The organism is Microvirga sp. P5_D2 (genome assembly GCF_054049475.1).
The window spans coordinates 35379-50270 of sequence record NZ_JBFUMH010000006.1; the positions used below are offsets into that span (position 1 = coordinate 35379).

Genomic DNA, 14892 nt, shown 5'->3' on the forward strand with positions numbered 1-14892 from the left:
ATTCCGGACGGCGAAGTCGATCCGGAATGACGCATTTCTATTCCCGCCGTAGCGCCTCAATGGGATCAAGTTTCGCGGCTCTCTGCGCCGGGTAAAATCCGAAGAAGATGCCGACGAGCGCCGAGAAGCCGACGGCGATGATGATGGCGTTGGTGGAAACCAGCGAGGGCCAGCCGGCGAGTTGGGCGACTGCGTAGGCGGTTCCTGCACCGAGGGCGATGCCGATAGCTCCGCCGATGGTGGAGAGCGTGGTTGCCTCGATCAGGAACTGGCTCAGGATATCGCGTGGGCGTGCGCCKACCGCCAGGCGCAGGCCGATTTCGCGGGTGCGCTCGGTGACCGAAACCAGCATGATGTTCATGATACCGATTCCACCGACGAGCAGCGACACGGCGGCGACGGCTGCGAGCAGCATGGAGAGCGTGTTGGCTGAAGCCGAGGCTGTGTTGGCGATCTCGGTCAGGTTGCGGATGGAGAAATCGTCCTCCTGCTCGCCGGTGATGCGATGGCGCTGGCGGAGCAATTGGTTCATGGTCTCGATGCCCGGCTCGATATCCTCCTCGTTCGCGAATTTCACGAAGATCGAACCTACCGACCCGTCCTTGGCGTAGTTGCGGCCGATCACGCGGCGGCGGCCCGCATCGAGCGGAACGAAGACCACATCGTCCTGATCTTGACCGAAGGCGGATTGGCCTTTCGGAGCCATCACGCCGATCACGCGGAAGGGCACGTTGCGCACGCGCACGACCTGATCGATGGGATCGTCCTCGCCGAAGAGGTTGCGGGCAACCGTCTGTCCGAGAAGGATGACGATGTCGCCGCGGCGGATCTCTTCAGGGTCGAAACCGCGTCCGGTCGCGACATCCCATTCGCGGGCGGAAAACCAGTCGAGATCGATGCCGTAAATGCGCGTGCCCCAGTTGCTGCCGCCGGCAACGACCTGGGTTGATCCTTGCACGAAGGGAGCGGCGGCAACCACGCCGTCGACCTCTGTGCGGATAGCATGCGCATCCTCATCCGTGAGCGAGGAGGCGGCCCCCGCGCCAAGGCGCGCGCCGCCCTGCGTCACGTTTCCCGGCGTGACGATGGCAAGGTTCGCACCGAGCGAACGGATTTGCTGGTCGACGAGGTTGCGCGCGCCGGAGCCGATGGCCACCATGGCGATGACGGCGGCCACACCGATGACGATGCCGAGCATGGTGAGGAGACTGCGCAGCGCATTCGCCATGATTGCGGAGAGGGCGGAGCGGATCGCTTCCATCAGCCTCATCGCGCAATCTCCTCGGCAAGTTCACGCCGCGCATCGACCGGCTCCTGCCGGTGATCCTCGATGACCTTGCCGTCCTTGAAGCGCACGAGGCGGCGAGCATGGCGGCCCACTTCGGCATCGTGCGTCACGAGCACGATGGTGACGCCCTCGCGGTTGAGTTCCTGAAAGAGGCTCAGGATCTCGTTGGCCGTGCGGCTGTCGAGCGCGCCTGTCGGTTCGTCCGCGAGAAGAAGGCTTGGGCTGTTCACGAGCGCTCGCGCAATCGCGACACGTTGCTGCTGCCCGCCGGAGAGCTGCATGGGGCGATGGTGGGCGCGCTCCGCAAGGCCTACGCGGTCGAGCGCATTCAGGGCGCGTTCACGACGCGTCTTGCGGTCCATGCCCGCATAGACCATTGGCAGTTCCACATTGCTGAGAGCGTCGATGCGGGGCAGCAGATTAAACTGTTGGAACACGAAGCCGATTTCGCGGTTGCGCAGGCGCGCGAGTCCATCGGCATCGAGCGTTTCAACCTCCGTTCCGGCCAGCCGGTAGTGCCCGCTCGTCGGCTTGTCGAGGCAGCCGATGAGATTCATGAAAGTCGATTTGCCCGAACCGGAGGGGCCCATCACGGCGACGAAGTCCCCCTTGTCGATGTTGAGCGAGACGCCATCCAACGCCACGACGCGGCCTGCATCGAGATCGTAGATCCGCCGAAGATCGTGCGTTTCGATCAGGGCCATGGCGTATCCTCTTAGAACATGCGCGGTGGACGGGGCCGGCGGTTCGGGGCTGGGCCGCTCCCCTCTTCCGCATTCCCACCGCGCTGCGCCCCGGTAATGACGGCGGCACCCTCCTGCACGTCGCCACGGACGATCTCTGTGTAACTTCCATCGGTCACGCCAAGACGCACGGGAATGACTTGCGGATTGCCGTCGGCTCCGATCCGGTAGATGCGTCCGAAGCTGCCTTCATCCTGATCCTGCACGTCGCCGCGCGGACGGCGCTGGCGTGTCTGTGTTTCCGTCATGGCTGCCACCGCCACGGTAGGACGGAAGCGCAGAGCAGCGTTCGGAATGCGCAGCACATCTTCCCGCTCATCCGTGATGATCTGCAGGTTCGCCGTCATGCCGGGCAGAAGAGACAGATCCTGGTTCTTGACGGTGATCACCGCGGTGTAGGTCACCACGTTCTGCACGGTCTGCGCGCTGAGGCGCACCATTCGCACGCTGCCCGCAAAAGTGCGGTTCGGATAGGCGTTGACGGTGAAGGACACCTTCTGCCCGGCCTTGAGGCGGCCCACATCAGCTTCGTCGATATTGGCGTAGATGTCGATCTCGCGCAGATCCTGCGCGATGGTGAACAGGATCGGTGCGGAGAGCGAAGCGGCGACCGTCTGGCCAAGCTCGATGTCGCGCTTCACGACCACACCTTCGACAGGCGATTTGATGTCGGTTCGCGCCAGATCGATCTCGATGTCGCGCAGCTTGGCCTGACGCTGAAGAATCACCGCATTCGCGGATGCAAGGCCCGCTTCGGCGAGTGCGATATCCGCCTTTAGACCTTCCATCTCCGCGCGGTTGGAATCGATTTGGGCGAGTGCGGAAGCGATGTTTGCTTTCTGGACATCAACCTGCGTCCCGGCCTGCTCCAGCGCGGTCTGCGTGCCGACCGCGCGCGTGGTCAGTTCCTGCTGGCGCTCCAGCGTGCGCTGGGCATCCGCAAGCTGCGCCTGGGTACGATCGCGCTGCGCATTCAGGTCGGTGGCCTGCGCTTCGGCGCGCTGCAAGGTCGAGCGCGCCTTGTCGATCTGCGCGCGCTTGGTGTCTAGGTCGGCTCTCGCCTGCGCAAGGTCGGCCAGCGCGGCATCGCGGCGGGATTTGATCTGTTCGGAATAGAGGCGGGCGACAACCTGGCCTTCCTTCACCGGCGTGTTGTAGTCGGCGAGGATCTCGACCACCTGGCCCGAGAGCTGGGAGCCGACAAGGACAGTCGTGACGGGATTGAGCGTGCCGGTTGCGCGAACGCTGGCGGTGATGGAGCCGCGCTCGACGGTGCCGAGGCGGTAAGCCTGGTCCGATGCCTTGCCGCCGCCCGTGCCCCATAAGGCAAAGCTGCCTAGGCCTGCCGCAAGCACGGCAATGATCAACCAAACTCGGAAACGCCGCACGTTAAAACCCTCTTCACGACGAAGATGTTCATGAGCGGCGATTGTGGCCGATTTCCCAAAATGTTTCGAGTTAACTCTTTGTCATGCGCCGGCCGGTCGCTTCGCGATCAAATCGCGCAGGGTCATGATCGTGGACGCATCGGCCACGCCATCAACGCGCTCCGGGCGGAAATGGCGCTGGAAGGCGGTGACGACCTTCTCCGTGTCCTCATCGAAGGCGCCGTTGATCCGTAAGGTGTAGCCATACATGACCAGCATGGCCTGCAATGCCTCGATGGGCATGCCCTGGTCGCCCCGCGAGAAGAAGCGGCCGTCGCTCATGGAAGCGGAAGGCACCCAATGGCCGACACCGGCTTCATGCAGGCGCTTCCAGGGAAAGATCTCGCCGGGATCGACCTTGCGGCCGGGCGCTACATCGGAGTGCCCAAGCACGCGGGTGGCGGGAATACGCCAGCGAGTGACGATGTCCTTGGTAAGCGCCGCGACGCTCTCGATCTGCGCATCCGGGAAGGGCGGGAGCCCGCCGGGGTGGCCAGGATTGGCGATCTCGATACCGATGGAGCAGGAGTTGATGTCGATCTCCCCATCCCAGGAGGAGGCGCCCGCATGCCAGGCGCGGCGGGCTTCCGGCACAAGCTGCAGCACGCGCCCGTCGCCGAACACGAAGTAATGCGCGGAAACCTGCGAGACCGGATTGCACAGCCACATCAAGGCTTCGCCCTCATCGGGCATGCCCGTGTAGTGGAGGATCACCATGTTCGGACGCTGGCCGTCCTTGCGCTCCCCATGATTGGGCGAGGGGAAAACCTTCGCGGCAATAGAGCTCTCGGGGGACAGGGGGGCGCTCATCGGTTCACCTGAGATTCCGCTCGGCGGCAATGCGCTCCCAGGCGGCATTGATGACGGCCACGCGCTCAGTCGCGATCTTGATCGCTTCCGGCGGCAGGCCGCGGGCGATCTCCCGGTCGGGGTGGTTCTCGGCCACGAGCTTGCGGTAATGCCGCTTCAGTTCGTCGTCGCTCATGCTGCGGTCGGCCTTGAGGATGAAGTAGGGATCGTCGGAGCGCCTGACATGGCGCGCGGCGATGCGCTCGAAGTCCGTCTGCAAGAACCCGAAGATCGTCGCCACGTCGCGCAGATAGGCATATTCGGCTTCATGCACCGCCTCGTCTGCTTTGGCGATGTGGAACAGGCCGTCGATCACGTCTTCGAGGAGGGCGGGCTCATCCTTGAAGGCTTCGCCGATCTGGCGGGCATAAGCCTCGAAGCCGTCGGAGGTCTGCATGGCGAGTTCGAACAGGCTCTGGACTCTGTTGTGCTCGCCTTCCGGCACGTCGATGAGCTGTTCGAAGGCCTTGACCTCCACATCGACCACGACGCCGTCGGCCTTAGCCATCTTCGCGGCCAAGGCCACGAGCCCCATGGTGAAAAGGACATCGCGCGGCGGCTTCCCGAACGGGGCGCCTTCACGATCAATGAGCATGTGTCCGGCGACGCCGCCCAGGAGGGCGCCAATCGGCCCTCCCAATGCCAGGCCAAGACCGGCACCTCCCAGCTTACCCCAAATCGACTGAATCATCTTGGTATCAGTGGTACGCTCAAGTCCTTAAAAAAGAAAAGGGCCGGCTAAAAGAAAAAGGGACCGAGAACGTCTCGGCCCCTTAAATTCAATGTGAGGATGGCGATTAACGGCAGTAAACGTTGCCGTACACGTCCTGATAGGTTCCGTAGGGGCAGGCCGGGCCGCGCGGAGCCGTGCCAGCCCCGACAATTGCGCCACCTGCACCACCGATGGCAGCACCAGCCAAGGCGCCACCCGCAGTACCGGTAGCCGCACCACCGATAGCAGCGCCAGCGAGGCCGCCGATGGCAGCGCCGCCGACGGCGCGCTCACCAGGAGTGTTGCAAGCTGCCATTGAGAGGGTGAGAGCACCCGCCGCAATTGCTGTAATAATCTTCTTCATGGAGGCTTCCCTGTTCTATCGGGCTGTAGGCTGCCCAGCCCTACTTAGCTTGACCTTACGCTGTCGCCAACTCCCCGACAAAGAAGAAGTTCCTTGTAAGGTGGATAATATGTCGAAAAATTTTGGCTGGTTTTAGGCTAAAAATAACCGGAATTGCCGCATTTTCTGAGCATTGCCCCTTGGAAAGCCAGCATTGGGCGAACAAAGTTTCGACTTGCATTGTCACATCTTCGCCTTATTTGGCATTCACCGACCGCGCCCCCGTAGCGTATGCCATCAGGAGTTCAATAATGACTTGGCAGCATTTTCTGAGGACCCTGATGGTTGCTCTCCTCGGTGCTTCGGCACTGGCTCTTGCCTCCCATGCACGTGCGGAAAGTAATCTCATTTCTCCCCAGGAAGCTGAAATCCTCGTGAAGGCCCAGGCCGAGGAAAAGGCTGCTTTCGAGGCAGAGCTTGCCGCTCAGGAAGCGGAGATCGCCAAGGCGGGGGAGTCTGACAAGAAGGGCAAGTCCGCCAAATCCGCCGATAAGAAAAAGACGAAGGAAGCCGCCGTTTCTGCCGCGACTTCTCCCGAGGCTGTAAAGCCCGCGACTCAGGCCAAGGCGGTCGAAACGAAGGCCGACGAAGGCAAGGCCGAGGAGACTGCGTCGCTTCCCACTGTCCAGAAGCTTGCGATTCCGCGCGGCAGGGCCGATGAGGCCCGTTCCAGCGCCCTGAAGCCCCTGATCGCGCAATATGCGTCCGAGCATGGGATTCCGTATGAGCTGGCCGATGCGGTGGTGCGTCTGGAGAGCCGCTACAATACGGGCGCCCGCAACGGCCCGAATCTTGGTCTGACCCAGATCAACTTCCGCACGGCTCAATCCCTTGGCTACAAAGGCGATGCGGCCGGCCTCTTCGATGCCGAGACCAATCTGCGCTACGGCCTGAAATATCTTGCGCAGGCTTACAAGCTCGCCAGCGGCGACACCTGCGGCACGATCCTGCGCTATCAGTTCGGCCATCGCACGACGACCATGACCGGCGCTTCGCGGGTCTATTGCGCGAAGGTGAAAGTGCTCACCGCCGCTGCCGAATGATCAGGCGGCCTTGACGCGGGCCTGCCTTTCGCACCACATCCCATCCGTCAGCTGGCCGGGCGGCCGCTTCGAGTTCGCTCGGGGAGGAAAGTCCGGGCTCCATGGAAGCAAGGTGCCGGATAACGTCCGGCGGGGGTGACCCCAGGGATAGTGCCACAGAAAGCAGACCGCCCCGTATACGGGGTAAGGGTGAAAGGGTGCGGTAAGAGCGCACCGCGGACGCAGTAATGCGGACGGCACGGTAAACCCCACCAGGAGCAAAACCGAATAGGGACGACAGGCGCTCGCGCCAAGCCCGCTTCCAGGCTGGTCGTCCGGGTTGGTTGCTCGAGGCGGTCAGCAATGACCGTCCCAGAGGAATGGCCGCCACGTCCGAAGTCTTAGACTTTGGGCCCTACAGAACCCGGCTTACAGGCCAGCTGACCCCATCTTTCCACAGGCTCAATTCTGCGACAAAGCGGACCAAACCGTTGGTCTGCTTACGATTCATTAACCCTAAATGCGTCTGATGGGAGATGCGGGTCAGAAGGCTCGCGTCCCAGTCCCGTTCCGTTGACGCCCATAATATCCCATGTTATCCCAAACCATCCCGTCGACGGTGTTCTCCGAAGGGGACGTGAAGCGCTCAAAAAGCGCTGACATCCTGCTTCGGACTGAAGCGTTTTCGCCGACAACGGGTGGCAGGCAGACAAAGCCTGTCGGGGGGCTGACAATCGGGAGCTTGCGAGCTGCGGCCAATGAACCGCTTCGTGTCCAATTTCACCAACAAGTTGGATTCGAAGGGTCGCGTCTCGATCCCCGCATCCTTCCGGGCCGTTCTGGCCAGGGATGGATTCGAGGGTCTCTACGTTCATCCCGCGCTCGATGCGCAGGCTTTGGACGCAGGTGGCAACACGCTTCTGAACGAAATCGATGCGTTCTTGTCGACGCTGTCGCCTTATTCGGACGAGAGAGACCAGCTGTCGACGGCATTGTTCGGTACCAGCGAGATTCTCAAAGTCGATCCGGAGGGGCGTGTCATCCTGACGGACTCAGTGAAAGTACATGCCGGGATTGGCGATACGGTGACGTTCGTCGGACTCGGTCACAAGTTCCAGATTTGGGAGCCGGAGCGTTTCCGTGCGCACTTGGAGGAGGCGCGCACGAAGGTCAGGGACCTGAAGAAATCTCTCGGAAACCGGATCGTGGAGCCACGAATAGTGCAGAACACCTCACCAGGAGTGCGGGAGCAATGATGGGACGCGGCGACGGCCCAGAAGCCGGAGCCGCTGGCGGACCGACCCGTCACGTTCCCGTGCTCCTGGCGGAGGTGTGCGATGCGCTCGATGTGAAGCGCGGTGGCCTYTTTATCGATGGCACCTTTGGCGCAGGCGGATACACGCGCGCCGTTCTCGATGCACACCCTCAGAACAAGGTGATCGCGATCGACCGCGATCCCGATGCGATTACGGGCGGCGCATCTCTCACGGCAAAATTCAAGAAGCGGCTGATGCTGGTGTCGGGACGCTTCGGCGATCTCGATGAGCTTGCGCGCGAGCAGGGCTTCGAGAATGTCGATGGCGTCGTGCTCGATATCGGCGTGTCCTCCATGCAGCTCGATCAGGCCGAGCGCGGATTCTCGTTCCGCAACGATGGCCCGCTCGACATGCGCATGGAACAGAATGGGCCGAGCGCTGCCGATCTCATCAATGAATCCTCCGAGGCCGAACTCGCGGATATCTTCTATCATTATGGCGAGGAGCGCCGCGCCCGCGCGGTTGCGCGCGCCATCATCGAGATGCGGCGCCGCGAACCTTTCCAGACGACACGGCAGCTTGCCGATCTCGTCGCATCCCTCATCTGGCAGGAGCCGGGCGGCATTCATCCGGCAACGCGTGTGTTCCAGGGGCTTCGCATCGCCGTCAACGACGAGTTGGGCGAACTGGTGCGTGCGCTGCATGCGGCCGAGCGCATTCTGAAACCCGGCGGGCGCCTCGTCGTCGTGACATTCCACTCGCTCGAAGACCGTATCGTGAAGCAGTTCTTCGCCGCCCGCACGGGACGCACGCCGAGCGGCTCACGCCACATGCCGATGCAGGCCACCGCCGAGTCGACATTCGATGCGATCACGCGCGGGCCTGTGGGCCCAAGCGAGCAGGAGATGGCGCGCAACCCGCGCGCCCGTTCCGCGAAGCTGCGGGCAGGCGCGCGCACCGAGACGCCGGCACAGGAACCTCTGAGCGCCATCACCATGTTGGCCGAGCTGCCGCAGACAGCTGAGAAAAAGGGAGGGCGGCGATGAGCAAGCTGCTCCACATCGTTGCGATTTCCGCCCTGATCGGATCGGCGGGCTATGCCTATTCGGTCAAGTACGACACGCTGTTCTATTCCGAGCAGGTGGCAAAGCTGAAGTCGAAGGCGCAGCGCGAGCGCGAGGCTATCGCGGTGCTGCAGGCGGAATGGCAATATCTCGACCGTCCCGACCGCCTTCAGGCTGCAGCGGACCAGCATCTCGACCTTCAAGCGTTGAAGATCCAGCAGCTCGCCCGTCTCTCCGACCTGCCGAACCGTCCCGACCGTGGTGACGAGATCGGCCGCAAGCTCGAGGCGCTCGGCCTGCTTGAACCGACGGCGACGCCGAAGGATAGGACCAGCGTCGCCCGTACTCCCTCGACCCAAACCCCAAGACGGTAACGCCCGTGCTGCAAGAGCCTCATATCGAACCGCAGGGTAAGAGCCTTCCCCGGAAGCGTGGCATTCTCTCCCATGCCCGCGAGCTGTTTCGCTTGCGCCTCGACAAGAGCACGTCGCGCGTAGGGCTTGCGGCCTTCTGCTTCATGGGCCTTTTCACCGTGATCGGCGGACGCCTCGTGCATCTTGCGGTGACGAGCGAGAACACGAGCGAGGTGCGCCGCGCCGCATCCTCCGAAATTTCAGCCGCACGCCCCGACATCGTGGACCGCAACGGCGAGGTTCTCGCCACGGATGTGAAGATGGTCTCCGTCTTCGCGGAGCCGCGCAACATCATCGACAAGGACGAGGCAGTCGAGCTGCTCACTGCCGTCCTGCCCGATCTCGATGCCACGGACCTGCGCAACAAGCTCGGAACCAAGAAGGGTTTCGTGTGGGTCAAGCGCGAGATCACACCACGCCAGCAGGCGGAAGTGCATCGCCTCGGCATTCCCGGCGTCGGCTTCCTGCCCGAAAACAAACGCGTCTATCCGAACGCCGAGGCTGCTGCCCACGTGCTCGGCTTCGCCAACGTGGACAACGTCGGCATTGCCGGTATCGAGAAATATATCGACAGCATGGGGTTGCAGGACCTCAACGGCGCGGGCTTCAATATCTCCGCCGCCGACCTCAAGCCCATTCAGCTCTCCATCGACCTGCGTGTGCAGCATGCGCTGCGTGATGAGCTGGCAAAAGGCATGGCCAAGTTCAAGGCCAAGGCGACGGCGGGCGCGATCCTGGATGTGAACACGGGCGAGATCATCGCGCTCGTGTCCCTGCCGGACTACGATCCCAACAACCCGGTCGATGCGCTGGCGGACGACAAGATCAACCGCATCAATGTCGGCGTGTTCGAGATGGGCTCGACCTTCAAGGCCCTCACGGTAGCCATGGCGCTCGATTCCGGGAAGTACAACATCAACTCCACCTTCGATGCGCGCTCGGGCCTGCGCTATGGAAAGTTCACCATTGGCGATTATCACGCGACACATCGCGTGCTGACCACGCCCGAAGTGTTCGTGCACTCCTCCAACATCGGCACCGCGCGCATGGGTCTCGGCATCGGCGTTGAGGGCCACAAGGCTTTCCTGCGCAAGATGGGCCAGCTCACGCGTCTCGAAACCGAGTTGCCCGAGAATGCCGCGCCGATCGTTCCGCCGCGCTGGGGCGAGCTGAACACCATGACGATCGCCTTCGGGCACGGCCTCGCCGTCGCGCCGCTCCAGGCGCTTATGGCTGTGGGTTCGCTCGTCAATGGCGGCGTGATGATCAAGCCGACCTTCTTGAAGCGCGACGCGGCGGAAGCCCGCAAGAATGCCATGCAGGTGCTCAAGCCCGAAACGAGCGAGGCGATGCGCTATGTGATGCGTCTGAACGCGACGCATCCGGAAGGCTCTGCCTCCAACGCGGCGATCGCCGGATTCTTCGTGGGTGGCAAGACCGGCACGGCGGAAAAGGTGATCAACGGCCGCTATGCCAAGAACAAGAATTTTACGACCTTCACGGCGGTTTTGCCTTCCGACAAGCCGAAATATGTTTTCCTGACCATCATGGACGAGCCGCAGGCGGTTGAAGGCACTTATGGCTTTTCGACCGCAGGCTGGAACGCCGCGCCGACCACCGGCAACATCATCGAGCGCGTTGCGCCGCTCCTCGGCGTGCCGCCGCGCTTCGAAGCACCGGCGCAGCCGTTCCCCCTGATGTCGCGCCTCGGTGCATGGGGCAGCAAGCCATGATGCGGACCATGAAGCTCGGAGATCTGCTCAACGAGGCACAGGCGCTTTCGCAAGCCTCGGTCTCTATTTCCAAGCTTGCCTCAGACAGCCGCAAGGTCGAGCGCAATACGATCTTCTTCGCGGTGCCGGGTACAAAGGTAGACGGCATGAGCTTCGTGCCGCAGGCTGTGGCCGCTGGTGCCACGGCCATCGTGGGCGAGGCGGAGCGCCCGTCCGATCTTGCAGCGAATGTGGCCTATATCCGCGTCGGCGATGTGCGTGAGGCTCTCTCTCATGCCGCGTCGCGCTTCTATTCGCGCCAGCCTGAGAAGACGGTTGCCGTCACCGGAACCAGCGGCAAAAGCTCAGTGGCCGACTTTACGCGTCAGCTTTTCGCGCATCTCGGTCATAAGTCGGCAAGCCTCGGCACACTCGGCGTCATCACCTCGGATGGCGCAGCTTATGGCTCCCTGACGACGCCCGATCCGATTTCCCTGCACGAAACTCTCGACCGCCTCACTGGCGACGGTGTCACGCGTCTTGCCATGGAAGCTTCGTCTCACGGTATCGATCAGCGCCGGCTCGACGGTGTTGCTCTGAGCGCCGCAGGCTTCACCAATCTCGGCCGCGATCATCTGGATTATCACAACACCACGGAAGCCTATGCGGCCGCGAAGCTGCGCTTGTTCGATACGCTTCTGCCGAGCGACGCCCCAGCGATCATCAATGCCGACGGTCCTTATGCGGATGTATTCCTACAGGGCGTGAAGAACCGCGGCCTGCCGCTCATCACCACCGGCAGCGCAGGCGAGACCCTGCGCCTCGTCGACGTGAAGTCGGAAGGATTCTCGCAGGCTCTCACCATCGAGGCGTTCGGGAAAACTTACCGCACCGCGTTGCCGCTTCTCGGTGCATTCCAGGTAGAAAATGCGCTGGTCGCCGCAGGCCTCGTCCTTGCCGTCGAAGGCGAGGAGAAGCTCGCCGCGATCCTCGACGGTTTCAAGAATCTCAAAGGCGTCTCCGGCCGTCTGGAGCAGGTGGGCGAGGTCGATGGCGCGATCTGCATCGTCGATTACGCGCACAAGCCCGATGCCCTGGCGCATGTGCTCGATGCCCTGCGTCCCTTCGCCAAGAGCAGGCTCGTCTGCATCGTCGGCTGCGGCGGTGATCGCGACAAGGGCAAGCGTCCGCTCATGGGCCGCATCGCCGTCGAGAAGGCGGATGAGGTCATCGTCACGGACGATAATCCTCGCTCGGAAGACCCAGTTGCGATCCGCGCCGAAGTCATGCAAGGCGCCGTGGGTGCCCGCGAGATCGGCGACCGTTCGCTTGCCATCCACACGGCGGTGAAGGAGTTGCAAAGAGGCGATATTCTCGTCGTAGCCGGCAAAGGCCATGAAACGGGCCAAATCATCGGCGACCGGACCCTGCCGTTCTCGGATCACGATGAAGTCCGGGCGGCCATTGCGGAGAGGCAGGGATGAGTTCACCCCTTTGGACCAAGGATGAGATCGTTGCCGCCACCGGTGCCTGCATCGGCGGCGGCTTCACGCATGCGACCGGTGCGTCCATCGACACACGCACGCTGGAGCCGGGTGATCTCTACTTCGCCATCAAGGGCGATGTGCATGATGGGCACGACTTTGTTCCTGCCGCGCTGGAGAAGGGCGCATCCGCCGCTGTCGTGTCGGAAGAGAAGGCAGCTTCCTTTTCCTCCGATAAGCTCATCGTGGTGCCGGATGTGCTCGATGCCATGCGCCGGATGGGTGAGGCTGCCCGCAGGCGAACGAATGCCCGCATTGTCGCCATCACCGGTTCTGTCGGCAAGACCGGGACGAAGGAGGCCATGCGCCTTGCGCTCTCGCGCCAGGGTGCGACCCATGCATCGGTTGCTTCCTACAACAATCATTGGGGCGTTCCGCTCACTCTCGCGCGCATGCCGCGCGAAACCGAATTTGGAGTCTTCGAAATCGGCATGAACCATGCCTACGAGATCCTGCCGCTTACCGGCATGGTCCGTCCGCATGTGGCGGTGATCACCACCATCGAGCCGGTGCATATTGAATTCTTTCCCTCGCTCTGGGGTATCGCGGATGCCAAAGGGGAAATTTTCTCAAGCGTCGAGCCCGGTGGTGCGGCGGTGATCAACCGCGACAGCCCGTATTTCGAGCGCATGAAGGCACATGCCTTTGCGTCCGCTGCGGGCCGCGTGGTGAGCTTCGGCGAGCATGAGACGGCCGATATTCGCGCCGAGCGGATTCTCGTGAGGCCCGATCAATCCATCGTCGAAGCTACCGTGTTCGGTCAGCCCCTGACCTATAAGATCGGCACGGCCGGTCGGCATATCGCGCTGAATTCCTTAAGCGTGCTTGCGGCCTCCCACGCCCTTGGCGCCGATCTCGCTCTGGTCGCTCTGTCTTTCACCGAGTTGAAGCCGCCCATCGGGCGCGGTGAGCGGACCATGCTTTCCATCGGTGATGGGGAGGCGCTCCTGATCGACGAGAGCTACAATGCCAATCCTGCCTCCATGCGCGCGGCCTTGTCCAATCTCGGCGCGGTGGAGCTTGATCGTCAAGCTAAGCGCATTGCCGTGCTGGGCGATATGAAGGAACTCGGAGAAAAAGGTCCTGGCCTGCATGAACGTCTCATGGAAGCCGTCGAAGGCAACGCCATTGATCTGGTGTTCGCGGCAGGCCCTCTCATGAAGAACCTCGTGGACAAGCTTCCGAAGGCGAAAGTTGCGCTCCATACCGAGACTTCGGCCGAGCTCGTGGACGCGGTCTGTGCTGTTGTCCGCCCCGGCGATGCGGTGATGGTGAAGGGGTCGCTCAGCATGAAGATGGCCTTGATCGTCAAGGCCCTGAAAGAACGTTACGGCGCGGGCCAAGTTGCGCACGCGCTGAAAGGATGAGTACCCATGTTGACCTGGTTGGCTGAATTCAGCCCTTACTTCAGCCCCCTGAACATCTTTCGCTACATCACGTTCCGCACCGGCGGCGCGACGGCGACGGCTTTGCTCTTCGTGTTCCTGTTCGGACCGGCGATCATCTCGCTCCTGCGCCTGAAGCAGGGCAAGGGACAGCCGATCCGCGAGGATGGCCCGCAATCGCATCTGCTCACCAAGCGCGGCACGCCCACCATGGGCGGCCTGATGATCATGGCGGGCGTGCTGGTCTCCGCACTGCTCTGGGCGAACCTCGCCAATCCTTATGTCTGGATCGTGATTTTCGTCACCGTTGGCTTTGGCGGCATCGGCTTTTATGACGATTATCTCAAAGTCACGAAGCAGTCGCACAAGGGCTTCTCCGGCCGCTCGCGTCTCGCCATCGAAGCTGCCATCGCGGCGATTGCCTGCATCGCAATTTCCTATGTGGAAGCGCCCGGCCTCGCCAACAAGCTGGTGCTGCCCTTCTCAAAAGAACTGATCTTCAATCTCGGCTGGTTCTACATCGTCTTCGCGGGCTTCGTCATCGTCGGCGCGGGCAATGCCGTGAACATCACCGATGGTCTCGATGGCCTCGCCATCGTGCCGGTGATGATCGCAGCGGGCACCTTCGGCTTCATCGCCTATCTCGCGGGTAATGCCGTCTTCGCCAATTACCTGCAGATTCATTTCGTGCCCGGCACGGGCGAGCTTGCGGTTATCTGCGGCGCGCTCATTGGTGCGGGCATCGGCTTCCTCTGGTTCAACGCGCCTCCCGCCCAGATCTTCATGGGCGATACGGGATCGCTCGCGCTCGGCGGTCTGCTCGGCACGATCGCTGTCGCTACCAAGCACGAGATCGTGCTCGCCATCGTCGGCGGCTTGTTCGTGCTGGAGATTATGTCCGTGATCATCCAGGTCGCCTCGTTCAAGCTCACGGGCAAACGTGTCTTCAAGATGGCGCCGATTCACCATCACTTCGAGCAACTCGGCTGGACCGAGCCGCAGGTGGTCATCCGCTTCTGGATCATCGCCGTGGTGTTGGCTCTCGTCGGCCTCTCGACCCTCAAGCTGCGGTGA

The 14892-nt window shown here is 62.4% G+C and carries 14 protein-coding genes and 1 other RNA gene; 9 read left to right on the plus strand and 6 right to left on the minus strand.

Annotated features, from left to right (window positions below; genetic code table 11):
* Window positions 1-37: 37 nt before the first annotated feature.
* From ACXJKO_RS03935 to ACXJKO_RS03960, 6 genes are all read right to left on the minus strand, one after another.
* Window positions 38-1270: an ABC transporter permease gene (locus ACXJKO_RS03935; RefSeq protein WP_457089777.1), complete on the minus strand. Its 1233-nt coding sequence runs from the start codon at window positions 1268-1270 to the stop codon at window positions 38-40.
* Window positions 1267-1992, minus strand: a complete 726-nt coding sequence (locus ACXJKO_RS03940; RefSeq protein WP_457089778.1) for an ABC transporter ATP-binding protein — start codon at window positions 1990-1992, stop codon at window positions 1267-1269. The genes ACXJKO_RS03935 and ACXJKO_RS03940 overlap by 4 nt, the downstream gene beginning before the upstream one ends.
* Before the next feature lie 11 nt (window positions 1993-2003).
* Complete coding sequence (locus ACXJKO_RS03945) at window positions 2004-3419, minus strand: efflux RND transporter periplasmic adaptor subunit (RefSeq protein ID WP_457089779.1); 1416 nt, start codon at window positions 3417-3419, stop codon at window positions 2004-2006.
* Window positions 3420-3500: 81 nt separating this feature from the next.
* Window positions 3501-4268, minus strand: coding sequence for an N-acetylmuramoyl-L-alanine amidase (locus ACXJKO_RS03950; RefSeq protein ID WP_457089780.1), 768 nt, complete (start codon window positions 4266-4268; stop codon window positions 3501-3503).
* Window positions 4269-4272: 4 nt separating this feature from the next.
* On the minus strand, window positions 4273-4998 hold the full coding sequence (locus ACXJKO_RS03955; RefSeq protein WP_457089781.1) for a TerB family tellurite resistance protein: 726 nt from the start codon (window positions 4996-4998) through the stop codon (window positions 4273-4275).
* A gap of 106 nt (window positions 4999-5104) precedes the next feature.
* Window positions 5105-5383: a hypothetical protein gene (locus ACXJKO_RS03960; protein WP_441983726.1), complete on the minus strand. Its 279-nt coding sequence runs from the start codon at window positions 5381-5383 to the stop codon at window positions 5105-5107.
* Window positions 5384-5673: 290 nt separating this feature from the next.
* Between ACXJKO_RS03960 and ACXJKO_RS03965 the strand changes: the two genes are divergently transcribed.
* From ACXJKO_RS03965 to mraY, 9 genes are all read left to right on the plus strand, one after another.
* Window positions 5674-6465 carry a transglycosylase SLT domain-containing protein gene (locus tag ACXJKO_RS03965; protein ID WP_457089782.1) on the plus strand — a complete coding sequence of 264 codons (792 nt, stop codon included), beginning with the start codon at window positions 5674-5676 and terminating at the stop codon, window positions 6463-6465.
* 47 nt (window positions 6466-6512) lie between these two features.
* An RNA gene (rnpB, locus tag ACXJKO_RS03970) (RNase P RNA component class A) lies at window positions 6513-6892 on the plus strand.
* Between the two features lie 310 nt (window positions 6893-7202).
* On the plus strand, window positions 7203-7700 hold the full coding sequence (gene mraZ, locus ACXJKO_RS03975; RefSeq protein ID WP_457089783.1) for a division/cell wall cluster transcriptional repressor MraZ: 498 nt from the start codon (window positions 7203-7205) through the stop codon (window positions 7698-7700).
* Entirely contained in the window at window positions 7697-8746 is a 1050-nt protein-coding gene (gene rsmH, locus ACXJKO_RS03980; RefSeq protein WP_457089784.1) for a 16S rRNA (cytosine(1402)-N(4))-methyltransferase RsmH, read from the plus strand. Before mraZ ends, rsmH begins: the two co-directional genes overlap by 4 nt.
* Entirely contained in the window at window positions 8743-9138 is a 396-nt protein-coding gene (gene ftsL / locus ACXJKO_RS03985) for a cell division protein FtsL (protein WP_457089785.1), read from the plus strand. The genes rsmH and ftsL overlap by 4 nt, the downstream gene beginning before the upstream one ends.
* A 23-nt stretch (window positions 9139-9161) precedes the next feature.
* The gene (locus ACXJKO_RS03990) at window positions 9162-10910 is read left to right on the plus strand and encodes a peptidoglycan D,D-transpeptidase FtsI family protein (protein WP_457089839.1); all 1749 of its coding nucleotides are present in this window, start codon (window positions 9162-9164) and stop codon (window positions 10908-10910) included.
* A complete protein-coding gene (locus tag ACXJKO_RS03995; protein ID WP_457089840.1) occupies window positions 10910-12373 on the plus strand; it encodes a UDP-N-acetylmuramoyl-L-alanyl-D-glutamate--2,6-diaminopimelate ligase in 1464 nt (487 codons plus the stop codon). Before ACXJKO_RS03990 ends, ACXJKO_RS03995 begins: the two co-directional genes overlap by 1 nt.
* Window positions 12370-13800 (plus strand): UDP-N-acetylmuramoylalanyl-D-glutamyl-2,6-diaminopimelate--D-alanyl-D-alanine ligase, encoded by a 1431-nt coding sequence (locus ACXJKO_RS04000; RefSeq protein ID WP_457089786.1) that lies wholly within the window; start codon window positions 12370-12372, stop codon window positions 13798-13800. The genes ACXJKO_RS03995 and ACXJKO_RS04000 overlap by 4 nt, the downstream gene beginning before the upstream one ends.
* A 6-nt stretch (window positions 13801-13806) precedes the next feature.
* Window positions 13807-14892, plus strand: coding sequence for a phospho-N-acetylmuramoyl-pentapeptide-transferase (mraY, locus tag ACXJKO_RS04005; RefSeq protein ID WP_441983733.1), 1086 nt, complete (start codon window positions 13807-13809; stop codon window positions 14890-14892).

Bases quoted from the DNA above. Each gene is read 5' to 3' on its own strand.
- mraY (WP_441983733.1), top strand. From the start codon at position 13,807: ATGTTGACCTGGTTGGCTGAATTCAGCCCTTACTTCAGCCCCCTGAAC.
- ACXJKO_RS04000 (WP_457089786.1), top strand. From the start codon at position 12,370: ATGAGTTCACCCCTTTGGACCAAGGATGAGATCGTTGCCGCCACCGGT.
- mraZ (WP_457089783.1), top strand. From the start codon at position 7,203: ATGAACCGCTTCGTGTCCAATTTCACCAACAAGTTGGATTCGAAGGGT.
- ACXJKO_RS03965 (WP_457089782.1), top strand. From the start codon at position 5,674: ATGACTTGGCAGCATTTTCTGAGGACCCTGATGGTTGCTCTCCTCGGT.
- ACXJKO_RS03995 (WP_457089840.1), top strand. From the start codon at position 10,910: ATGCGGACCATGAAGCTCGGAGATCTGCTCAACGAGGCACAGGCGCTT.
- ACXJKO_RS03960 (WP_441983726.1), bottom strand. From the start codon at position 5,383: ATGAAGAAGATTATTACAGCAATTGCGGCGGGTGCTCTCACCCTCTCA.
- ACXJKO_RS03940 (WP_457089778.1), bottom strand. From the start codon at position 1,992: ATGGCCCTGATCGAAACGCACGATCTTCGGCGGATCTACGATCTCGAT.
- ACXJKO_RS03955 (WP_457089781.1), bottom strand. From the start codon at position 4,998: ATGATTCAGTCGATTTGGGGTAAGCTGGGAGGTGCCGGTCTTGGCCTG.
- ACXJKO_RS03950 (WP_457089780.1), bottom strand. From the start codon at position 4,268: ATGAGCGCCCCCCTGTCCCCCGAGAGCTCTATTGCCGCGAAGGTTTTC.
- ftsL (WP_457089785.1), top strand. From the start codon at position 8,743: ATGAGCAAGCTGCTCCACATCGTTGCGATTTCCGCCCTGATCGGATCG.